The sequence below is a fragment of the Microlunatus parietis genome (genome assembly GCF_013407955.1).
GTDB classification, from domain to species: domain Bacteria; phylum Actinomycetota; class Actinomycetes; order Propionibacteriales; family Propionibacteriaceae; genus Microlunatus; species Microlunatus parietis.
In genome coordinates this window covers 6,050,981-6,071,825 of sequence record NZ_JACCBU010000001.1, presented here as the reverse complement: position 1 = coordinate 6,071,825, position 20,845 = coordinate 6,050,981, and the positions used below count along the sequence as shown (strand labels likewise).

Annotated in this window: 23 protein-coding genes; 5 read left to right on the top strand and 18 right to left on the bottom strand. The window is 71.1% G+C overall.

All coding sequences use genetic code 11. The features are described 5' to 3' along the window. Positions 1–2: 2 nt before the first annotated feature. Genes BKA15_RS29255 through BKA15_RS29245 form a run of 3 tightly spaced genes read right to left on the bottom strand, consistent with a single transcriptional unit; the run spans position 3 to position 2,523 of the window. Positions 3–860: a metal ABC transporter permease gene (locus tag BKA15_RS29255; RefSeq protein WP_179756992.1), complete on the bottom strand. Its 858-nt coding sequence runs from the start codon at positions 858–860 to the stop codon at positions 3–5. Further along, the gene (locus BKA15_RS29250; protein WP_218871623.1) at positions 857–1,630 is read right to left on the bottom strand and encodes a metal ABC transporter ATP-binding protein; all 774 of its coding nucleotides are present in this window, start codon (positions 1,628–1,630) and stop codon (positions 857–859) included. Before BKA15_RS29250 ends, BKA15_RS29255 begins: the two co-directional genes overlap by 4 nt. Further along, positions 1,627–2,523 (bottom strand): metal ABC transporter substrate-binding protein, encoded by an 897-nt coding sequence (locus tag BKA15_RS29245; protein ID WP_179756990.1) that lies wholly within the window; start codon positions 2,521–2,523, stop codon positions 1,627–1,629. The genes BKA15_RS29250 and BKA15_RS29245 overlap by 4 nt, the downstream gene beginning before the upstream one ends. A gap of 64 nt (positions 2,524–2,587) precedes the next feature. Here BKA15_RS29245 and BKA15_RS29240 point away from each other — a divergent pair, with 64 nt between their 5' ends. Continuing rightward, positions 2,588–2,812, top strand: a complete 225-nt coding sequence (locus BKA15_RS29240) for a hypothetical protein (protein ID WP_179756988.1) — start codon at positions 2,588–2,590, stop codon at positions 2,810–2,812. A 130-nt stretch (positions 2,813–2,942) separates the two neighbouring features. On the opposite strand, the gene BKA15_RS29235 is transcribed toward BKA15_RS29240, so the two are convergent. Beyond that, positions 2,943–3,863 carry a phosphotransferase gene (locus BKA15_RS29235; RefSeq protein WP_179756986.1) on the bottom strand — a complete coding sequence of 307 codons (921 nt, stop codon included), beginning with the start codon at positions 3,861–3,863 and terminating at the stop codon, positions 2,943–2,945. Between the two features lie 19 nt (positions 3,864–3,882). Then, complete coding sequence (locus tag BKA15_RS29230; protein WP_179756984.1) at positions 3,883–4,269, bottom strand: DUF5709 domain-containing protein; 387 nt, start codon at positions 4,267–4,269, stop codon at positions 3,883–3,885. Between the two features lie 124 nt (positions 4,270–4,393). Between BKA15_RS29230 and aztD the strand changes: the two genes are divergently transcribed. Continuing rightward, on the top strand, positions 4,394–5,614 hold the full coding sequence (aztD, locus tag BKA15_RS29225; protein WP_179756982.1) for a zinc metallochaperone AztD: 1,221 nt from the start codon (positions 4,394–4,396) through the stop codon (positions 5,612–5,614). Here aztD and BKA15_RS29220 read toward each other — a convergent pair. Genes BKA15_RS29220 through BKA15_RS29195 form a run of 6 tightly spaced genes read right to left on the bottom strand, consistent with a single transcriptional unit; the run spans position 5,586 to position 11,033 of the window. Beyond that, positions 5,586–7,022 (bottom strand): FAD-dependent oxidoreductase, encoded by a 1,437-nt coding sequence (locus BKA15_RS29220; protein WP_179756980.1) that lies wholly within the window; start codon positions 7,020–7,022, stop codon positions 5,586–5,588. The two genes, aztD and BKA15_RS29220, sit on opposite strands and share 29 nt — an antisense overlap. Further along, complete coding sequence (locus BKA15_RS29215; protein WP_179756977.1) at positions 7,019–7,291, bottom strand: (2Fe-2S)-binding protein; 273 nt, start codon at positions 7,289–7,291, stop codon at positions 7,019–7,021. Before BKA15_RS29215 ends, BKA15_RS29220 begins: the two co-directional genes overlap by 4 nt. Then, positions 7,284–8,441, bottom strand: a complete 1,158-nt coding sequence (locus BKA15_RS29210) for an NAD(P)/FAD-dependent oxidoreductase (RefSeq protein WP_179756975.1) — start codon at positions 8,439–8,441, stop codon at positions 7,284–7,286. Before BKA15_RS29210 ends, BKA15_RS29215 begins: the two co-directional genes overlap by 8 nt. 6 nt (positions 8,442–8,447) lie before the next feature. Continuing rightward, positions 8,448–9,110 (bottom strand): GntR family transcriptional regulator, encoded by a 663-nt coding sequence (locus BKA15_RS29205; RefSeq protein WP_179756973.1) that lies wholly within the window; start codon positions 9,108–9,110, stop codon positions 8,448–8,450. A gap of 7 nt (positions 9,111–9,117) precedes the next feature. Further along, the gene (locus tag BKA15_RS29200; protein WP_179756971.1) at positions 9,118–10,119 is read right to left on the bottom strand and encodes a proline racemase family protein; all 1,002 of its coding nucleotides are present in this window, start codon (positions 10,117–10,119) and stop codon (positions 9,118–9,120) included. Continuing rightward, the gene (locus BKA15_RS29195) at positions 10,119–11,033 is read right to left on the bottom strand and encodes a dihydrodipicolinate synthase family protein (protein ID WP_179756969.1); all 915 of its coding nucleotides are present in this window, start codon (positions 11,031–11,033) and stop codon (positions 10,119–10,121) included. Before BKA15_RS29195 ends, BKA15_RS29200 begins: the two co-directional genes overlap by 1 nt. A gap of 151 nt (positions 11,034–11,184) precedes the next feature. On the opposite strand from BKA15_RS29195, the gene BKA15_RS29190 reads away from it, so the two are divergent. After that, positions 11,185–11,451, top strand: coding sequence for a hypothetical protein (locus BKA15_RS29190; protein ID WP_179756967.1), 267 nt, complete (start codon positions 11,185–11,187; stop codon positions 11,449–11,451). 7 nt (positions 11,452–11,458) lie between these two features. On the opposite strand, the gene BKA15_RS29185 is transcribed toward BKA15_RS29190, so the two are convergent. Then, positions 11,459–13,273: a gamma-glutamyltransferase family protein gene (locus BKA15_RS29185; protein WP_312879503.1), complete on the bottom strand. Its 1,815-nt coding sequence runs from the start codon at positions 13,271–13,273 to the stop codon at positions 11,459–11,461. Positions 13,274–13,290: 17 nt separating this feature from the next. On the opposite strand from BKA15_RS29185, the gene BKA15_RS29180 reads away from it, so the two are divergent. Beyond that, positions 13,291–14,541, top strand: coding sequence for a metal-dependent hydrolase family protein (locus BKA15_RS29180; protein ID WP_246322446.1), 1,251 nt, complete (start codon positions 13,291–13,293; stop codon positions 14,539–14,541). Between the two features lie 44 nt (positions 14,542–14,585). Here the strand turns inward: BKA15_RS29180 and BKA15_RS29175 are convergent, their stop codons facing one another. After that, the gene (locus BKA15_RS29175) at positions 14,586–15,146 is read right to left on the bottom strand and encodes a GNAT family N-acetyltransferase (protein WP_179756965.1); all 561 of its coding nucleotides are present in this window, start codon (positions 15,144–15,146) and stop codon (positions 14,586–14,588) included. 9 nt (positions 15,147–15,155) lie between these two features. Continuing rightward, positions 15,156–15,464 (bottom strand): hypothetical protein, encoded by a 309-nt coding sequence (locus BKA15_RS29170; RefSeq protein WP_179756963.1) that lies wholly within the window; start codon positions 15,462–15,464, stop codon positions 15,156–15,158. Between the two features lie 134 nt (positions 15,465–15,598). Between BKA15_RS29170 and BKA15_RS29165 the strand changes: the two genes are divergently transcribed. Next, positions 15,599–16,624, top strand: coding sequence for an ABC transporter substrate-binding protein (locus BKA15_RS29165; protein ID WP_179756961.1), 1,026 nt, complete (start codon positions 15,599–15,601; stop codon positions 16,622–16,624). Between the two features lie 3 nt (positions 16,625–16,627). Here BKA15_RS29165 and tgt read toward each other — a convergent pair whose 3' ends face one another. Genes tgt through hrcA form a run of 4 tightly spaced genes read right to left on the bottom strand, consistent with a single transcriptional unit; the run spans position 16,628 to position 20,837 of the window. Further along, positions 16,628–17,866, bottom strand: coding sequence for a tRNA guanosine(34) transglycosylase Tgt (gene tgt / locus BKA15_RS29160; protein ID WP_179756959.1), 1,239 nt, complete (start codon positions 17,864–17,866; stop codon positions 16,628–16,630). After that, positions 17,863–18,597, bottom strand: a complete 735-nt coding sequence (locus BKA15_RS29155; RefSeq protein ID WP_179756957.1) for a 16S rRNA (uracil(1498)-N(3))-methyltransferase — start codon at positions 18,595–18,597, stop codon at positions 17,863–17,865. The genes tgt and BKA15_RS29155 overlap by 4 nt, the downstream gene beginning before the upstream one ends. Next, the gene (gene dnaJ, locus BKA15_RS29150; RefSeq protein ID WP_179756955.1) at positions 18,594–19,769 is read right to left on the bottom strand and encodes a molecular chaperone DnaJ; all 1,176 of its coding nucleotides are present in this window, start codon (positions 19,767–19,769) and stop codon (positions 18,594–18,596) included. Before dnaJ ends, BKA15_RS29155 begins: the two co-directional genes overlap by 4 nt. Positions 19,770–19,820: 51 nt before the next feature. Further along, the gene (gene hrcA / locus BKA15_RS29145; protein WP_179756953.1) at positions 19,821–20,837 is read right to left on the bottom strand and encodes a heat-inducible transcriptional repressor HrcA; all 1,017 of its coding nucleotides are present in this window, start codon (positions 20,835–20,837) and stop codon (positions 19,821–19,823) included. Positions 20,838–20,845: the final 8 nt, after the last annotated feature.

Genomic DNA, 20,845 nt, shown 5'->3' with positions numbered 1-20,845 from the left:
ACTCAGTGTAGTGCCGGCACCGCGGCCGGCCTGGTCGCGAGCCGGCGCCGCACTCCGCCGGCCACCGCGGCGACGGCGAACGCCGCGCCCTGGCAGGCCACGACGGCGCCGCCGGGCGACAGGTCGAGGTAGTAGCTCAGGTAGAGCCCGACCAGCGCGCAGCCGGCGGCGATCGCCGGGGCCAGGACCAGCATTGTGCCGAACCGGCGGGTGAGGCAGAAGGCGGCCGCGCCGGGAGTGATCAGCATCGCCACGACCATGATCACGCCGACGGCCTGGATGGCCACCACCACGGTCAGCGCGAGCGCGATCAGCAACGACCAGCGCATCCGGCCCGGCCGCAGCCCGATGGTGTGGGCGTGGCCGGGATCGAAGACGTAGAGGGTGAGGTCCCGGCGCTTGATGATCATCCAGGCGGCCGCGACGACCGCCACCAGGCCGACCTGGATCACGTCGCCGAGACCGAGACCGAGCACGCTGCCGAACAGGATGTGGTTCAGGTCGGTCTGGCTCGGCGTGACCGAGATCATGATCATGCCGACGGCGAACAGGGTGGTGAAGACGATGCCGATCGCGGCATCCTCCCGGACCCGGGTCTGTTGCCGGACCACGCCGATCAACATCACCGCACCGAGGCCGAAGATCAACGCGCCGACCACGTACGGGAAGCCGCCGATGTAGGCCAGCACCACGCCGGGCAGCACCGCATGGGACACCGCGTCGCCCATCAGTGACCAGCCGGCCATGATCAGCCAGCAGCTGAGCAGCGCGCAGACCACGCTCGCCACCACCGTGGTGATCATGGCGTGCAGCATGAAGTCGTACCCGAGCGGGGTGATCAACAGCTCCCACAGGTTCATCGTCGCTCCCGCTCACCGGCGGTCGGTCCACCCGCGGTCAGGCCGAACACGTCCAGCAGGGCCTCCGGCTTGATCATCTCGGCCGGCTCGCCACGCCTGATCACCCGGCGGTTCCACAGCAGCACCTCGTCGCAGAGGCCGACCAGCCCGTCCAGGTCGTGACTGGCCAGCAGGATCGTGACGCCGGAGTCGGCCAGGTCCCGGAGTACGCCGCTGATCGCGGCCGTGGCCGTCTCGTCCACCCCGGCGAACGGCTCGTCGAGGATGATCAGCCGGGCCTGCTGGGCGATCGCCCGGGCGATCAGCACCCGTTTCCGCTGCCCGCCGGACAACTCACCGATCGGCCGCCGGGCCAGCTCCGGCAACCCGACCCGGTGCAGCGCGTCGCCGACGGCCTGCCGGTCCGCTGCCCTGGGCCGCCGGGTCGGGCCGAGCCGGCCGTACCGTCCGGTGGCGACCACCTCGGCCACGCTCCACGGCAGATCCGCCGCCAGCCCGTCCGCCTGCGGCAGGAACGCGACCAGGGACCGTTCTCGGGCCGACCGGCCGGGCAGCCCGAAGATCTCCACGGTGCCCGGCGGCTGCGGCAACCGGCCCATCACCGCGCCGAAGAAGGAGGACTTGCCGGAGCCGTTCGCGCCGACCAGGCCGTAGACCCGGTCGGGCTCCAGCTCCACATCGGCCCGGTCGACCGCCAACGTCCGGTCGTAGGCGACGGTCAGGCCGAGCACCCGGAGCGCCGGCACGTCGGGCTGCGAGGTCAGCGTCATCGCCCCGCCCCCGGACGGGCGCCGCCGAGGCCGGCCGCGATCGTGGTCAGGTCGTGCCGCAGCAGGTCCAGGTAGGTCGGCACCGGCCCGTCCGGCTCGGACAGCGAGTCGACGTACAGGACGCCGCCGAACCGGGCACCCGACTGAGCCGCGACCTGCCGCTGGGCCGCGTCGGACACGGTCGATTCGCAGAACACGGCCGGCACCCGCTGCTGTTCGACGAAGTCGACCACGGCGGCCACGTCCTGCGGGGTCGGGTCGGCCTCGGCGTTCACCGCCCACAGGTAGCGCTCGGACAGCCCGGCATCCCTGGCCAGATAGGAGAACGCACCCTCGCAGGTGACCAGCGCGCGTTGCTCCTCGGGCACCGTCGCAAGTGTCGCGGTCAGTTCGTCGCCGAGCCTGCGGATCTCGCTGCGGTACGACTCCGCAGCCGCGGCGAAGTCGGCCCGGTGTTCGGGCACCAGGTCCGACAGCGCCCGCTCGATGCCGGTGACGTAGGTCAGCGCGGCCGTGGGCGACATCCAGGCGTGCGGGTTGGGGTGTCCGGACGAGTCGCCGCTGCGGATCGGGATCGGCTGCACCCCGTCGGACAGGGTGACCCGTGGCGCGTCGACCCCGGTCATGAACTGCTCGAACCACTTCTCCAGGCCGAACCCGTTGTTCAGGACCAGGTCGGCATCGGCGACCCGGCGCAGATCGCTCGGCGTCGGGTCGTAGCCGTGGATCTCGGCGCCCGGCTTCACGATCGACTCGACCTGGACGAACTCCCCGCCGACCTGCCGAGCCATGTCGGCGATCACCGTGAACGTCGTCAGCACCAAGGGTTTGCCGGAGTCGGCCCGTCCCGGAGCCACCCGGCATCCGGCCGTGATCAGGGCAAGCACGACCATCGCCAATAAGGCAGACCGGACGGCAAAGTTTGGCATGCCGAAAAATATAGTGCATGCTTGTGGAATGGTGAGCCCGACAGAGTTGATCCGCGGCCTGGTCGCCGTGCTCGCCACCGTGCTCGTGGTCGTCGGCCTGGTCGGCGTCGGGACGTCGGTCACCGAGCCCACTGCCGTGCTGCGGACCTGCCTGGCCCTGCTCGCCGGCCTCGTCACCCTCGCCTGGCTGGTCCGCCACGAGCGCACCCGGCGAGCTCCGGCGCCGCGCCGGGTCCCGGCCGACCACCACTGACCCGACACCCCCAAAAGGGACCGCCGGCAGTCCCGGCTCGTCGAGTGTGAGGTTGCGACCGCTCGAAATCGATTTCACACGTACGAAACCTCACACTCGACGCATTGGGGCGGACTCGGCGGCGGTGGGGTTAGGGCGTGAGGCGGGATTCGCCGAGGCGGAGGAAGAGGTCGACGGCCTCGCTGCGGCCTTCCAAGCTCCAGTAGCTCAGCTGGCCGAGGGTCACCGCGGCCCAGTAGGCGCGCAGCAGATCCGGCTCGATCAGGGTCTCGACGACGGTGTCCAGACGTTCCCAGGCGGACGGCTCGACGGCACCGGGATAGACGAGGCTCCAGTAGAGGTCGATGTAGATCCGGACCAGCGCGAAGCGGCGGTCGCCGCGTTCCACGCCCCAGTTCCAGTCGACCACGCCGGTGACCCGGCATGCTTCGTACAGCACGTTGCCCAGGGTGAGGCCGGGATGCAGGACGTCATCGCCGTCGATCCGGAGCGGAGCCGACACGCCCACCTCGCGGATCCGGTCGAGCATCCGGCGGGCGCGCGGCCCATGCTCGCGGAGCAGCGCGACCGCCCGCGGATCCCAGCACTCCTCGCGGATGCCCAGCTCCGGCACCGGGACGTCCGCCCGGCCGGCGAGCAGGCCGGCGAACCGCTCGTTGATCTCGACCATCGCATCGATCGCCGCCGCGTCCAGCCGCGCCGCGGGCCGGCCCGGCAGCCGCTCCTGAACGATCGCGACCACTCCGCCGCCGAGCTCCACGATCAGGTCGTGCCGCGGCACCGGCAGGCCGTCCGCCCGCAGCGCGGCCAGCACGTCCGCGGTCTGCCGGACCCGCTCGAGCGAGGCCGGTGACCGGGTCAGCACCCCGGGCCGCCCGTCCGGCCACCTGACAAAGAGGGCGCCGCCCGAGTCCCCGTGAGCGGCCTTGCCGAGCAGGGTCAGCCCGGCACCGGTCCGCGCATTGACGGCGGCCACCTGCCCGGCCGGGTCGAGACCGCCGTCGCCACGGGCCAACCGCCGCGCGACGTCCTGTTCCGTCTCGTCACTCATCGCGCCGGACGGCGTCGCGTCATTCGTCCTCGGTCTCGTCCGGGACGACGTGCACGGCCGCCTCCTCCGCACTGGCCCCGGCACCGTCGATCCCGACGTCCTCGCCGATCATCGCCGACTCGTCGTCCTCGCCGATGCCGCCGTTCGGGTCCACCAGCCGCCCGGCCCGCAACCCGCCGACCTCGCCGTCGTCGAGATACTCGCCGTCATCGTCAGCCTCCTCGGGCTCCTCGGCGTCGAGTCGCTCGTCGAGGGTCGAGTCCTCGTCGAGGTTCCGCCACCGCTCCGGCGGCGAATAGCCCTCATCGAGTACGTCCTCGACGCCGCGGTCGTCGAGCGTGTCCTCCGGCTGGCGCTGATCGAGCTGCTCGGACTGGTCGGGCATTTCCTCGTCGTACGAACTCATGGGCACAGCCTGCCACGCGAGCCCGGGCCCGCCCAGCGACCGGACCCGACTCGCCGACCCGCGGGGGTCCGGGTTAGGCTCTCTTCATAATGACAATGATTTTCAGTACCGAAGTGAGGTCGTCATGAGAAAGGTACGCGCGACGCTGACCGCCGCCCTGGCCGCGACGCTGCTCGCCGTCGCCGGCTGCGCCACGCCGAGCGAACCCGCCGCCCCGAGCGGTGCCGGCACCGAGCGTCCCGAGGTGACCGGGCCGCGGATCTCGGTGAGCTACAACGGTGGGATCCTCGTGCTGGACCGCGACACGCTGGAACCCGTGGCGGACCTGAAGCTGCCGGGCTTCCTCCGGCTCAACCCGGCCGGCGACCGCCGGCACCTGCTCGTCTCCACGCCCGACGGGTTCCGGGTGCTGGACACCGGGGTCGAGGTCAAGGGCCACGGAGACCATGATCATTTCTTTGCCGGCGAGGCGACGCTCACCGACATCACGTACCCGGCGCCCGAACCCGGGCACGTCGTCCGGCACGCCGCCAAGGTGGCCCTGTTCAGCGACGGCGCCGGCACCGTCCAGGTGCTCGATCCGGCCAAGATCACCACGCCGCCCGGCGAGCCCACCTGGACAGCACCGGCACCGCACCACGGCGTCGCCGTGCCGCTGCCGGACGGCGGTCTGTTCGTCAGCGTCGGCACCGAGGAGGGCCGGACCGGTGCGCAGGTGCTGGACTCCTCACTGAAGGAGGTCGCGACCAGCGACGACTGCCCCGACCTGCACGGCGAGGCGACGGCCGCGAACGGCACCGTGCTGGCCGGCTGCACCGACGGCGTCCTGCTCTGGAAGGACGGCAAGTTCGTCAAGATCGACAGCCCGGACGAGTACGGCCGGATCGGCAACCAGGCCGGATCGCACCGGTCCGATGTCGTACTCGGCGACTACAAGACCGACCCGGACGCCGAGCTCGAGGAGCCGACCCGGATCAGCCTGATCGACACCGAGACCGGCAAGCTGCGCCTGGTCGAGCTCGGCACCAGCTACACCTTCCGCTCGCTCGGCCGCGGCCCGAACGGTGAGGCGCTGGTGCTCGGCACCGACGGACGACTCCATGTGATCGACCCGGACACCGGCAAGATCACCAAGCAGATCAAGATCATCGAACCGTGGCGGGAGCCGGTCGACTGGCAGGATCCGCGGCCGACGCTGCTGGTCGAGGACGACACCGCCTGGGTCACCGATCCGGCCACCTCGACGGTGCACGTGATCTACCTGCCCGGGAACAAGGTGGTCGACTCGGTGGAGCTGCCGCAGGTGCCGAACGAGATCAGCGGGGTCGGCGACCGGGGTCACTGAGCCGGGCCAATTCGCCCAGCGGTACGGGTACGGCGAGCGTCCGCTTCGCCATCGCGCGAAGATCATCGGCGTCGTCGTGATCTTCGCCGGCCCGGCGGGCCAGCCGGGCGACGTTGGGTCCGCAGATCCGGCCCTGGCACCAGCCCATCCCGCACCGGGTGAACAGCTTGAGCTGGCGGGCGGAGCGGGCTGCGAGTTCGCTCGTGGCGCGCTCCGCCTCGGCCAGCGTCACCTCCTCGCAGCGGCACAGCAGGGTGTCCGGGGTGCACCAGTCCGGCCAGCCGGCCGGCACCGGGTGGGCCCGGTGCATCGCCGCGGCGAACGCCCGCAGCCGGTTCGCCCTCCGCGCGGTCCTGATGTCGGCACCTGAGCCGCGACCAAGATCATCGAGCACACCGCCGGCCGCGAGCTCTGCCTCGGCCCGGGCCAGTGCGGCGCCGCCCACCCCGGTCGCCTCGCCGGCCACCCAGACGTCAGGCTGGCTGGTCCGCTGCCTGTCGTCGACCTCCGTGATCAAGGAACCGTCGACGCCGAGTCCGGTGGCCGCGCCGACCATCATGATCAACTCGAGCGACGGGGTGAAGCCCCAGCCGAGGGCGACGGTGTCCACCGCGAGCTCGGCGATCCCGGTGCGGACCCTGTTCCCGGCTCGGTCCAGCCGGTCCAGCCGGACCGAGCGGACCCGGTCGTCGCCGCGGATCTCGCCGACGATCGTCCTGCTCCGGTAAGGGATCCGATGCCGGGCCAGCCCGGCCGCGTAACCGGCGCCCTCGACGAGCTTGCCGGGCGCTCCGGCGACCGCAGCAGCTGAGCGCAGCCAGCGGCCGGGGTGGTTGGCCTCGCAGATGCCCAACACCGTCGCGCCGGCCCGGGCCAGGCCGACCGCCACCGGGAGCAGGAACGGGCCGGTCCCGGCCACGATGACCCGTCGTCCCACCAGGGTCCGCTGTCCCTTGAGCAGCGCCTGCGCGCCACCGGCCGCGACCACCCCGGGCAGGTCCCAGCCGGGCAGCGGCAGTTGTCGATCATGGCCGCCGGGACAGAGCAGCAGCCGTTCCGCGATCACGGACTCGCCCTCCGACGGGACGACGGCAGCGGTCGGTCGCAGTTCCACCCGCCGCTCGCCCGGTCCGCCGGTGATCAGATAGATCTCGCGGCCGGGCCGGTAGTCGACCAGGCCCGCCGACCGGTGCGTCGCGAGCTCACGCAACAGCCGGCGGAGCGCGGGCCGGTCGTGCTGGCCGCGGGTTCCGGACTCCTCGGCGTGCCGCCAGAACTGGCCGCCCGGGCGCGGCCCGGCATCGACGAGCGCGATCCGAATCCCGGCTTCGGCGAGTTGGACGGCGGCGGTCAGACCGGCCGGGCCGGCGCCGACGACGACCGCGGCGAACCGTTCGGAGGCGGTCACGGGGACCCCTCCCCGCCGCGGTCGGTGTCGATGATCATGCCGTTCCGGGCCGGGGTCAGGCAGGCGCGGACCGGCGGCCCGCCGTCGATCCGGACCAAGCAGTCGAAACAGGCCCCGATGCCGCAGAACAGCCCACGCGGCCTGCCGTACCGCCTGGTCCGCCGCCACCAGACGAGGTCGGCCGCGATCAGCGCCGCGGCCACGGTCTGGTCCGGCCCGGCCGGGATGTCGGCGCCGTCGACCTTGATCAGGTACGGCTGCTCAGCCATGATCAACTCCGGCGGGCTGGAACCGTTCGGGCGCGAACGGTGCCGGGTCGACTCCCGGCGGGTCGCCGGTGATCAGCTGGGTCAGCAGGGCGCCGGTGGCCACCGACAGCCCGATCCCGGCGCCCTCGTGGCCGCAGCCGTGCAGCAGCCCGGGTGCCCGCGGGTCGGCGCCGATCACCGGCAGATGGTCCGGGCAGTAGGGCCGGAACCCGTGGTAGTGCCGCAACACCCGCACCCCGGCCAGCACCGGGAACAGTTCGATCGCCTGCCGGGCCAGCAGGCCCAGCACCTCGGGCCGGACCTCATGATCGAAACCGACCCGTTCCCGGGAGGAGCCGATCAGCACGGTCCCGCTCGGCGTCCCCTCGATCACCGGGGACGTCTGCAGCATCGCGTCGGAGCTGGCCACGTTGTCCACGTAGTCGGCGCTGTAGACCTTGTGCCGGATCAACGTCCCGACCGGCTCCGTGACCAGGATGAAACCGCGACGCGGCAACACCGGCAGCGCGACCCCGGCCAGACCGGCGACCTCGCCGGCCCAGGTGCCGGCCGCGTTGATCACCCGTCCGGCCGGGATGTCGGCGCCGTCGGCGGTACGGACGCCGCTCACGGTGTCGCCGGAGCGGAGAAAGCCGGTCACCTCCGCCGCGCGCAACTCCGCACCCCGGTCCCGGGCCAACCGGAGCAGCTGGGCGGCCGCGAGCATCGGCTGCACCTGCGCGTCCTCGGGATAGAAGGCTCCCCCGGCCAGCCCGGTGGCCAGCTCCGGCTCGTAGTCGCGCAGCTCGTCCGGACCAAGATCATCGGCGAGCACGCCGGCCGCGCGTTGGCGCGCGGCCAGCCCGCGCAGGCCGGCCAGCGCGGCTGTGGAGGGGGCGACCACGAGGCCGCCCTTCGCCTCGAACTCCCAGCGGCTCGCGTGCTCGGCGAGGTCCTGCCGCCACAGCCGCTGGGCGTACTGCGCGAGCTCCAGCTCCGGGCCCGGCTCCTTGTCCGACACCAGCAGGTTGCCCTCCCCCGCGCTGGATGTGCCGCCGGCGACGCCGGCCCGGTCCACGACGACCGTACGCAGCCCTGCCAGGGTGGCGAAGTAGGCACACGACGCGCCGACCACCCCGGCTCCGATGATCACCAGGTCCGGGTGCGGCATCGCTGATCACGCCTCCGGCTGAGCGGCCCAGAGCCCGCGGACGTGCCCGATGTGGCGGCGCAGGTACGCCTCCGCTTCGTCGCCCCGGCCCGCCTCGACCAGGTCCATGATCACCAGATGCTCCTCGGCCGACTCGACCAGCCGGCCGGACTCCAGCAGCGGCGTCAGCCCGAGCAGCCGGGTCTTGGCCCTGAGATCGGCCACGACGTCGAGCAGCAGCCGGTTGCCGGCGTGCTCCAGCAGGCCAAGATGGAAGTCCAGATCGCAGGCGACATATTCGATCAGGTCACCGGACTTCGCCGCCTCGACGATCTTGCCGGCCTGCTCGCGGAGCCGCTCGATGCCCGCGGCGTCGATCGTCCCCGCGACCTGCCGGACCGTCGGCGGCTCGATCAGCAGGCGCAGTTGGGCGACGTCGTCGAGGTCGGACTCGGACACCTCGGTGACCCGGAATCCCTTGTTGGGAAGGGAGATCACCAGACCTTCCCGGACCAGGTCGAGCATCGCCTCGCGGACCGGGGTCGGCGAGACGCCGAACGTCTCGCCCAGCGTCGGCGCCGAGTACACCCGGCCCGGCTCCATCTCGCCGGAGATGATCGCCGACCGGATCGCCCGCTTCACCGAGTCCCGCAGGTTCTCCCGGCGCACCCGACGCAGCGTGCTGCTCATGATCGACTCACAGCAGGAATCCCGCCGGGAACGGGTCGGTCGGGTCGAGGAAGTACTGCGCGGTGCCGGTGATCCAGGCCCGGCCGGTGATCGTCGGGACCACCGCCGGCCGGCCGTCGACCGTGGCCGTGTCGATCAGGCGGCCGACGAACCGGGTGCCGATGAACGACTCATTGACGAAGTCGGTGTCCAGCGCCAGTTCGCCGCGCGCGTGCAGCTGCGCCATCCGGGCACTGGTCCCGGTGCCGCACGGGGAGCGGTCGAACCAGCCGGGATGGATCGCCATCGCGTGCCGGGAGTGCCGGGCGTCCGAGCCGGGCGCGGCGAGATAGACGTGATGACAGCCGGCGATGTCGGGCCGCTCCGGGTGCACCGGTCGGTCCGCCTCGTTGATCGCGTCCATGATCGCCAGTCCGGCCTTGATCAACTCGCCGCCGGCCGCGCGGTCGTACGGGAGCCCGAGCTCGGCCAGCTCGACGATGGCATAGAAGTTCCCGCCGAAGGCCAGGTCGTAGCCGACGCTGCCGTATCCCGGGACGTCGAGCTTCTGGTCCAGCGCGTACGCGAAGGATTCGACGTTGCGCAGCGTCACCGCGGTCGCGGCGCCGTCTCGTACCGCGACCTCGGCCCGGACCAGGCCGGCCGGGGTGTCCAGGTTGATCACCGTGACCGGCTCGACGACCTCGACCATCCCGGTCTCGACCAGCACCGTGGCCACGCCGATCGTGCCGTGCCCGCACATCGGCAGCAGGCCGGACACCTCGATGAACAACACCCCGTAATCGGCGTCCGGCCTGGTCGGAGGTTGCAGGATCGCCCCACTCATGGCGGCGTGCCCACGCGGCTCGTACATCAACAGGGTCCGGATGTGATCTTGGTTCTCGGCGAACCAGCGCCGCCGCTCGGCCATCGTCGCACCGGGGATCACGCCGATCCCGCCGGTGATCACCCGGGTCGGCATCCCCTCCGTGTGCGAGTCGACCGCGTGGAAGACGCGCTGCGAACGCATCAGCGCAATCCCTTGGCCAGCAGGCGTTCCACCTCGCCGGTGATCTCCTTCGCCGAGTCGTCGGGCAGGGCCAACCGGGGCGGCCGGCAGGCACCGCCCTTGCGGCCGGCGACGTCCATCATGAGCTTGATCGCCTGGACGAACTCGGTCGTCGCGTCCCAGCGCAGCAGTGCGTGCAGGTCGCGGTAGAGCGGCAGCGCCTCGGCAAGATCATCGGGGCGTCCCGACGTGGCCAGCCGATAGAGCTCGACGCTGATCGCCGGCATGGCGTTGGGCAGTCCGGCGATCCAGCCGACCGCGCCCGCGATGCCGAGCTCGAGCAGGACGTCGTCGGTGCCGATGATCACGTCCAGGCCGGGCGCGAGTTCGGCGATCCGGTAGGCCCGGCGGACGTCGCCGGTGAACTCCTTCACGCCGACGATCAGGCCTTCGCCGAACAGCCGGGCCAGCAGCGGCGGCGTCAGGTCGACCTTGGTGTCGTACGGGTTGTTGTAGGCGACGATCGGCAACCCGGCCTTGGCCACCTCGCGGTAGTGCTCGACCACGGTCGCCTCGTCGGCCCGGTACGTGTTCGGCGGCAGCAACAGCACCGACCCCGCGCCGGCCTCGGCCGCGTGCTCCGCCCAGCGCCGGGACTGCAGCGCCCCGTACGCGCCGACGCCCGGCATCACCGAGAACCCCTCCGGCGCCGCCTCGATCGCCGTCGCGACGACCAGCGCCCGTTCCTCGTCGGTCAGCGTCTGATACTCACCGAGTGACCCGTTCGGGCAGATCCCGTCACACCCGTTGTCAGCCAGGAATCTGACGTGCTCCGCGTACGCGTCGACATCGATCGTCAGGTCGTCCGTGAACGGCAACGCCGCCGCCACCTGAACCCCGCGCCAAGGCTTGCTCTCCACCGTCTGCTGCACCATGCCGTCAGTGTAATGTCACACGGCACTTTGGGGAAGATCGGGCCGAATGGCACTGCCGCCGGACGGCCGGGCCGGGTTAGGGTCGCGGCGTCCCCACCATTCCCCCTGATCGGAGCCGATGATGACCTGCCTGTTCATCCGGACCCGCCGCATGGAGCTCGGGCCCAACTATCAGGAACTCTGGCAACTCAAGTCGAACATCCAGGCCTATCTGAACAATCTGGATGTCCGGTTCACGGACGTGATCAACAACGACCAGGAGGTCGCCGGCAACCTCGCCGACATGCGGGTGTCGATCCTGCACCTGCACATCGGGGGCCGCGGCTACTTCGAGCAGGTGATCGCCTCAGGCACGGACGTCAGTCAGACCCGGGGCATCGTCGACCGGATCGCGAACGACATCGCGCAGGCCCGCTGACCGCCGGTCACCGCCCGACCGCGTAGCCCTGGGCTCCGCGGGGGTTCGCGCCCGCCTTGAGCCAGCCGCCGTCCCGGGCCACCGCGGAGATCCGGCCGAGGGACCAGCCGTCGCCGACCTCGACCAGATGGCCGCGGCGCCGCAGTTCGGTGATCACGTCCGGCCCGAAACGATCTTCGATCACCAGGTGCCTCGGGTGAATGTCGCGCGGATAGAAGGAGTTCGGGACGGCGAGTGTGTGGAAGTCCGGGGCGTCGATGGCCTGCTGCAGATTCATTCCGCGGTGGATCAGGTCGAGCAGGAAGTGCAGCGACCACTGATCTTGGAAATCGCCGCCGGGCGTGCCGAAGGCGAGCCAGGGATCGCCGTCGCGGAAGGCGTAGGACGGGGTGAGCGTGGTCCGCGGCCGGGCACCGGGGCGGAGCGAGTTCGGCAGGCCGTCCTGCAGCCAGAACATCTGGCCGCGGGTGCCGAGGCAGAAGCCGAGGCCGGGGATCACCGGCGAGGACTGCAGCCAGCCGCCGCTCGGGGTCGCGGAGATCATCATCCCGTTCGCGTCGACGACGTCGAGGTGGCAGGTGTCGCCGCGCAGGGTCGGCTCGCCGGATCCGGCAGCCGGGTCGGCTTCATGATCACCCGGATAGCGCGGCAACGTCGGCTCGCGACCGCCGGGACTGCCGGGCCGCAGGTCGGGTGAGGAGGTGTCGCCGAGCAGGGTGGCGCGCTGCTTCGCGTACTCGGGGCTGAGCAGGTCGTCCAGCGGCACGTCGGTGAAGTCCGGATCGCCGTACCAGGCCTCGCGATCGGCGTAGGCCAGCTTGCTCGCCTCGGTGATCAGGTGCACCCAGTCGGCCGAGCCCGGCTCGACGTCGGCGATCCCGGCGGCCTGCAGCAAGGCCAACTGCTGCAGCATCACCGGACCCTGACCCCACGGCCCGGTCTTCGCGACCCGGTAGCGGCCGTAGTCGATCATGACCGGGTCCTCGACCGGCGGCTGCCACCGGGCCAGGTCTGCACCGGTGAGCAGGCCGCGGTGCCGTTCGCCGCTGGTATCCAGGACCTCCGCGGTACGGCAGAACGCGTCGATCGCCTCGGCGACGAAGCCGGCGTACCAGGCGTCGTGGGCGGCCTGGATCCGCTGGTCCCGGGTGCCGCCGGCCTGCTCCGACTCGCGGGCGATCCGGGCGTAGGTGTCGGCGAGGGCCGGGTTGCGGAACCGGCTGCCGGCGGCCGGCGGCGCATCGCCGGGCAGCCAGACCTCGGCCGAACTCGGCCACTCGGTACGGAACAGGTCGGCCACCCCGGCCACCGTCGCCTCGACCCGGGACAGCACCGGACTTCCCTTGCGGGCCAGGGTGATCGCCGGCTCGAGGATGTCCGCGACCGACCAGGTGCCCCACTGCCGGAGCAGCCGCAGCCAGGCGCCGAACGAGCCGGGCACGGTCGCCGGCAGCAGCCCCGTCCCGGGCATCAACTCCAGACCCAGGCCGGTGATCGTCTCGATCGTGGCGGCCTCCGGAGCGACGCCCTGGCCGCTGATCACCTTCAGGTTCCGTTCGCTCTCGGACCAGACCAGGATCGGCACCTCGCCGCCGGGGCCGTTCAGGTGCGGTTCGACGATCTGCAGCACGAACCCCGCCGCGACGGCGGCGTCGGCCGCATTGCCGCCCCGTTCCAGGACGCTCATCCCGGCGGCGGAGGCGAGCCAGTGCGTGCTCGCCACCATGCCGAAGTCGCCGATCAGTTCCGGGCGGGTGGTCATCATGCTGGTCTCCTCGGCGATCCGGAGTTGATCATGAACGGGCGGTCGCGATCGCTTCACGCTACTACGCTGTCCGGATGGAGAGCAGTCGCCGGTTCGGTCTGCGGACCGACCATGCCGTGATCGCCGACGCCGATCTCACCGTGATCAACGGGATGATCTTCGACGGGATCGCCGAGGAACCCTACGCGGGCGGGGTGCGAATCGAGGCCGGCCGCATCGTCGAGGTGGGCCCGGGCGTGACCGGCTCCAGCCGGGCGATCGACGCCGCCGGAGCCACGGTGCTGCCCGGACTGATCGACGCGCACCTGCACGCGTTCGCCATCGACCTGACCGGCGAACTGGCGGACCGGATCCCGGGCAGCTACCTCGGCGTCAAGGCCGCCCGCCGGCTGACCGCGGCTCTGGCCCGCGGGTTCACCACGGTCCGCGACGTCGCGGGCGGCGACCCGGCGTTCGCCCGGGCCGGAGTCGAGGGACTGTACTGGTCGCCGCGCTACCTCTACACCGGTGCCGCGCTGAGCCAGACCGGCGGGCACGGCGACAGCCGCGGTCCGGACAGCGTCGGGTGTTCGCACGGACACCAGATGTGCGAGGTCGTCGACGGCGTGGACGAGATCCGGCGCGTGGTCCGCGACCGGTTCCGGCGCGGCGCCCATGCGATCAAGCTGATGACCTCGGGCGGCGTGGTCTCGCCCACCGACCCGCTCCGGGTGCCGCAGTACTCGGCGGAGGAGGTGCGCGCCGCCACCGAAGAGGCCGCTCGGCGCGGCTCGTACGTCGCCGTGCACGCCTATTCGCCGGAGGCGATCATCCACTCGGTCCGGGCCGGTTGTCGGAGCATCGAGCACGGCAACCTGCTCGACGCCGAGTCCGCCGCGATCATGGCCGAGCACGGCGCCTACCTGGTGCCGACCCTGGCGGCCTACCGGGCCAACGAGGACCGCGGCGCCGCGGTCGGCATGCCGGAGTTCGCCCGGCGGAAGAACCGGGAGGTACTCGACGCGGGCCGAGACTCGATCAAGATCGCCCGCGACGCCGGCGTCGCGATCGGCTTCGGCTCCGACCTGATGGGCGACCTGCAGGATGATCAACTGAACGGGTTGCGGCTGCAGGCCGAGGCCGACGGCTGGCCGAACACGCTGCGCTCGGCCACCGCCGTCAACGCCGACCTGATCCAGCGCGATGATCTTGGTCGGATCCGGGCCGGCTGCGTCGGCGACCTGCTGGTACTGACCGGCGACGTCTTCACCGATCCCGAGGTGCTGTGTGACCAGAACCGGCCGCGCACCGTGATCAGGTCCGGGACCGTCTGCTTCGAGGGTTGATCACCGAGGCCCTTCGACAGGCTCAGGGCGCGTAGGCGACGGGTTCAGGGTGCGGTGGCGGCGAGATCGGCCGGGAGCAGGCCGAAGATCAGGCTGTCCCGCCGGCCGCCCTTGAAGGGCTGGTGCGACCGAAGCAAGCCCTCCTGCCGGAACCCGCTGCGCAGCGCCACCCGCTGCGAACCGGGATTGTCCGGTCCGCAGGTCAGCTCGAGCCGGGCCAGACCCAGCGCGGTGAACGCCCAGCCGGCCAGCAGCCGGACCGCGCGGGTCGCGGCGCCGCGACCCCTGGCCGCGCTCAGCAGCCAGTAGCCGACGCTGCCGCGCCCGGTGCCGCCGTCGAGGTCGCTCAGCGACACCTCGCCGAGCACCTCGGTGTCGTCGTTGGCGGCGACGATCGCGAAATAGATCGCGGAGCCATCCTCGCGGAGCCGGTCCAGGCCCGCAATCCGCCGGATGATCTTGTCCCGGTCGAGCGGCGGCACGTCTGAATGCCGTACGAACAGCGGGTCGGTGAGCCCGGCAAGTTGATCATCGGCGTCGGCGTCGCGCCAGGCACGCAGCCGGATCACGTCATCGGCGAGCTCCGGGAACTCCAGGGTGGGCACCGGCCCAGCCTACGAGGATGGTGTTGCCTCGGGGCGTTGCAGCAGAAACGCCCGGACCAGATGGGCGGCAATCACCCAGACCACGCCGATACCGATGAGAAGGCAGGCGAGCGAGGAGGTCAGCACCAGATGGAAGGGAAAGAGTCTGGTGATGATCACACTGGCGCCGACGTACCCCGATTGCTCACGTACCCAGGTGAAGGCGAGCACCGCGAAGATCACCGTACACAGCAGCCCGAGACCACCGATCACCTCACCCGCGACGATCCAGCCGAACAGCGGCTTCTTCCGCGCATCCGCGAAGTAGCTCTCCATCACGTCCCCGGTCCGCCCTCCTCGTAAGACCCCGGGCACAGTGTGACACGCACGCTGTCCGGATGGCAGACCTCGTTCTGTCCGCAACGCCACCGCAGGCTATAAAGTAAGCCTGACCTAACCAAGGGGGACTTCTCGTGGCTCGACCGATCCGGTCCGTGCTGGCCTGCCTGGCCGCTCTGCTCGTACTCGCCGGCGCCGCTTGCGCCTCCACCACGCCGCCCGCGGCCGAGACCCAGCAGGGCTGGACCTTCGTCGACGACCGCGGCGAGACCGTCACGGCACCCGAGGTGCCCCAGCGGATCGTCGCCCACACCAGCTCGGCCGGCGCCCTGTGGGACCTCGGCATCAAGGCGGTCGGCACGTTCGGTCCGCTGTCGCCGGTCGACGGCAAGCCCAATCCTCAGTCCGGCAACGTGGATCCGGCGGCGGTGACCAACCTCGGCGAGGAGTACGGCCAGGCCGACATCGAGAAGCTCGCTTCGCTGGCGCCGGACCTGATCGTCTACGGCACCTGGTCGCCCGAGGCCGAGCTCACCGACGAAGAGAAGAAGATGGCCGAGATCGCGCCGATGGTCAAGATCAACCACGGCAAGGGCGCGATGCTGGACAAGACGATCGCCCGGTACGCCGAGCTGGCCGCCTCGCTCGGGGCCGACCTCGGCTCGCCGGAGATCAGCCAGGACAAGGCGGCCTTCGAGTCCGCATCCAACCGGCTCCGGGACTGGGCCACCAGCAAGCCCGACGTACGGATCGCGGCGGTCGCCCTGGACCCGCAGATGATGTACATCGCCGTACCGAAAGACAACGCCGATCTCGCCTACTACGCAAGCCTCGGGCTTGACCTGGTCGAGCCGGAGAACCCCAACAACGGCGAGTTCTGGGAGTACCTGAGCTGGGAGAACGCCGACAAGTACGCCCTCGACGTGATCATGTGGGACACCCGGTCGCAGGCGAGCAAGCCGGAGCAGATCATCAAGGACAAGCCGTCGTTCGCGAAGCTGCCGGCGGTCGAGGCCGGCCAGCTGGTGCGCTGGGACTACGTGTCGCCGCCGAGCTACAAGCTGCAGTCGGTGATCTTGAACAAGCTGGCCGACGAACTCGCGCCGACCGGCAAGCTGACCCGGGAACCGAAGGGCTGCTGCGGCCGGCCGGGCTCCTGATGATCAACGGGCCGGGTAGTACCGCTTCAGGAAGTTGATCTTGAAGTCGGCGTAGCTGCCGTCGGCGATGCTGGCCCGGATCCGGTCCACCAGCGACACGATGAAGCGTTCGTTGTGGATCGTGCACAGGGTCGAGGCGAGCATCTCCCCCGCCTTGAACAGGTGGTGCAGGTAGGCCCTCGTGTAGTGCGCGCAGGTGTAGCAGTCGCACTCGTCGTCGATCGGCGTGAACGCCCGCCGGTTCCGCGCGGTGTTGACGTTGAACCGACCGTCGCGGGAGTAGACGGCCGCGTTGCGGGCCACCCGGGACGGGTTCACGCAGTCGAACGTGTCAGCACCGTTCTCGATGGCGACGAAGAAGTCGTCCGGCTCGGCGATCCCGAGCAGGTGCCGCGGCTTGTCGTCGGGCAGTTCGTCGGTCACCCAGCCGACGATCTCGCCGAGCCGCTCCTTCTCCAGCGCGCCGCCGATGCCGTACCCGTCGAAACCATGATCGACTCCGGTCGCGTCCGGGCGCCGCAGCGCGGCAAGATCACGAGCCGCCTGCCGCCGCAGATCCTCGTACTGGGCGCCCTGGACCACCCCGAACAGCGCCTGGTACGGACGGTGCGTCCGCTCGGCCGTCAGCCGGAGATGCTCGGTCAGGCAGCGTTCGGCCCAGCGCTGGGTCCGGTCCACCGACCGTTCCTGGTACGCCCTCGTGTTCATCAGCGTGGTCAACTCGTCGAACGCGAAGATGATGTCCGCGCCGAGCTGGTGCTGGATCTGCATCGAGATCTCCGGCGTGAACCGGTGCCGGGAGCCGTTCAGGTGCGAGGTGAACGTCACGCCGTCCTCGTCGACGTGAGCCAGCCGGGTCTTGCCCTCGGCGATCACGTCGTCGTCGCCGAGCCCGGCCGTGTCCATCGCGAGCACCTTCTTGAACCCGACACCGAGGCTCATCACCTGGAAGCCGCCGCTGTCGGTGAACGTCGGCCCGGGCCAGTTCATGAACCGGCCCAGCCCGCCCGCCTCGTCGATGATGTCGGCGCCCGGCTGCAGATAGAGGTGGTACGCGTTCGCCAGCAGGGCCTGCGCGCCCAGCTCGGCCATCGACTCGGGCAGCACCGCCTTCACGGTGGCCTTGGTGCCGACGGCGATGAACGCCGGGGTCTCGATCGGCCCGTGCGGCGTGCTGATCACGCCGGTCCGGCCGCGGCAGCCCGGCAGCTCGGAGTTGATCATGAAGCCGTACCCGGTCATCGCAGCCTCAGCCCGGCCAGGGCGACGACACCGGCCGTCGAGGCCCGCAGGACGTTCTCGCCGAGCAGCACCGGCCGGCCGCCGGCCTCGGTGAACGCCGCCAGTTCGTCCGGCGCGATCCCGCCCTCCGGACCGACGATGATCATGATCCGGCCGGAGTCCGGCAGCGCCACCGCGGCCAGCGGGGTGGTCGCCTCCTCGTGCAGCACCAGCGTCAGCGCCGCTTCCTTGATCAACTCGATCAGCCCGGCGGTCGACACGGGTTCGGTCACCTCCGGCACGGTCAGCCGGCGGGACTGCTTCGCCGCCTCGCTCGCGGTGCCGATCCAGCGCGCCCGCGCCTTCACCGCCCGCTCGGCGGACCAGCGGACCACGGCCCGGGAGGCCTGCCAGGGCACGATCTCGTCGATGCCGGCCTCGGTCAGCAGTTCGACGGCCAGTTCGGACCGGTCGCCCTTGGCCGGCGCCTGGGCGGCGACATAGCGCAGCGGCCCCGGAGTCCGTACCGGAAGGTGTTCGGTGACTTCGACCCGCAGTCCCTGCTTGTTCGCGGCGACGACCACGCCGGCGACCGCGCGGCCGCGGCCGTCGCCGAGCCGGACCGTCTCGCCGGTACGGATCCGGCGGACGACGGCGGCATGGTGGCCCTCCGGACCGGTCAGGTCCAGCACCGTCCCGGGCGGCGGCAGCGGATCAGCGAGCTCGGTCAGCCAGAAGATCGGAGCGGTCACTGACCCACGAACGCGTCGCGGATCCGGCCGAAGACGCCCTTGCTGTGCCGCTGCACGGTGCCCTCCGGCCGCGACTCGTTGCGGGCCTCGGCCAGCTGCCGCAACAGTTCGCGCTGGCTGTCGTCCAGCTTGGTCGGGGTCTGCACCAGCAGCGTCACGCCCAACTCGCCGCGGCCGTTGCCGCGGAGCCGCGGCGCACCCTTACCCTCGACCGTGATCCGGGTGCCGGACTGGGTGCCGGCCGGGACCGCCAGGGTGACCTTGGTGTCGGCCGGGTCGGCGTCGGGCAGATCGGCCTCGAGCGTCGTCACCTCGACCTCGGTGCCCAGCGCGGCCGCCGTCATCGGGATCTTCAGGACCACCTCGAGGTCGTCGTTCACCCGCTTGAAGACGTCGTGCGGCTGCACGTTCAGCGCCACGTACAGGTCGCCGGCCGGGCCGCCGCCGGGGCCGACCTCGCCCTGCGAGGACAGCTTGACCCGGATTCCGGTGTCGACGCCGGCCGGCACCTTGACCTCGATGGTGCGGCTGTGCCGGACCCGGCCCTCGCCGTTGCACTCGACACACGGGTTCGGGATGACGGTGCCGTAGCCGCGGCAGGTCGGGCACGGCTGGGTGGTCCGGATGTCGCCCAGGAAGGACCGCTGCACGTGCGTCACGTCGCCCTGGCCGTGACAGGTCGAGCACCGGACCGGCTGGGAGCCTTCGGAGGCGCCGCTGCCGTTGCACCGCGGGCAGAGTACGGCGGTGTCGACCCGGACCGGCTTGGTGGCGCCGAACGCCGCCTCGGCGAGATCCAGATCCAGCCGGACCACCGCGTCCTGGCCGCGCCGCACCCGGGACCGCGGCCCGCGGGTCTGCTGGCCGCCGAACATCGCGTCGACCAGGTTGGTGAAGTCGAAGCCCTGCGCGCCGCCGTTGAAGCCGCCGAACCCGTTGAAGCCGCCCATCCCGCCGCCGAGCGGGTCGCCGCCGCGGTCGTACAGATCACGCTTCTGCTCGTCCCGCAGCACCTCGTACGCCTCGGCGACCTTCTTGAAGCGGTCCGCGGCGTCCGGCTCCTGGGCCACGTCGGGATGCAGCTTCCGGGCCTGCTGGCGGTAGGCCTTCTTGATCTGTTCGGGCGTGGCATCGCGCGGCACGCCGAGGATCTCGTAATAGTCCTCAGTCATCTTGGGCACTGGCGTCCTTCAAGAGGAGTCGGGCATCGGCGGGAATCGGGGTCATCCTTCGGAGAGAAAACGGCCGACATAGCGGGCCACGGCACGCACCGAAGCCATGGTCGAGGGATAGTCCATGCGGGTCGGGCCGACGACCCCGAGCGCGGCCCAGGGGTCGTCCGTTCCACCGTACCCGGAAGAGACGACGGAGGTGGTCCGCAGTTCCTTGTACGGATTCTCCTGCCCGATCCGGACCGTGACGGCGTCGGCGGTGGTGGCCTCGCCGAGCAGCTTGAGCAGCACCACCTGCTCCTCCAGCGCCTCCAGCACCGGCTTCACGGTCGTCTCGAAGTCGTCCCCGAAGCGGGTCAGGTTCGGCACCCCGCCGACGACCAGGCGGGTGCTCGTCTCCGTACCCAGCATCTCGAGCAGGGCCGCGATCGCCGACGGCGCGATCGGGTCCAGCTCGGCCGGCAGCCGGCCGGCGAGCTCGCTCAGCCGGGTCGCCGCGGCGGCGGTGGGCTGGCCGTCGGCGGCGGCGTTGAGGTGGGCACGCAGGTCGGCCAGCGTGTCCTCGTCGTACGCGGGCACCTCGAAGGAGCGCTGCTCGACCCGGCCGGTCGAGGTGATCAGGATCAGCAGGATCCGGCCCGGGTTCAGCGACACCACCTCGATGTGCCGGACGGTGGCGCTGCTCATCGTCGGGTACTGGACGATCGCGACCTGCTGGGTCACCTGGGCCAGCAGCCGCACGGTGCGCAAGATCACATCGTCGAGGTCGAGCGCGCCGGACAGGAACGTCTGGATCGCGCGCCGCTCGGCCACCGACAGCGGCTTGACCGTGCCCAGCCGGTCGACGAACAGGCGGTAGCCCTTGTCGGTCGGGATCCGGCCGGCGCTGGTGTGCGGCTGGGTGATGTAGCCCTCCTCCTCCAGCGACGCCATGTCGTTGCGCACGGTCGCCGGGGAGACCCGCAGGTTGTGCCGTTCGACCAGGGCCTTCGAACCGACCGGCTCCTGGCTGGAGACGTAGTCGGTCACGATCGCGCGCAACACGTCGAGCTTGCGGTCGTCCATCACGCCTCCTT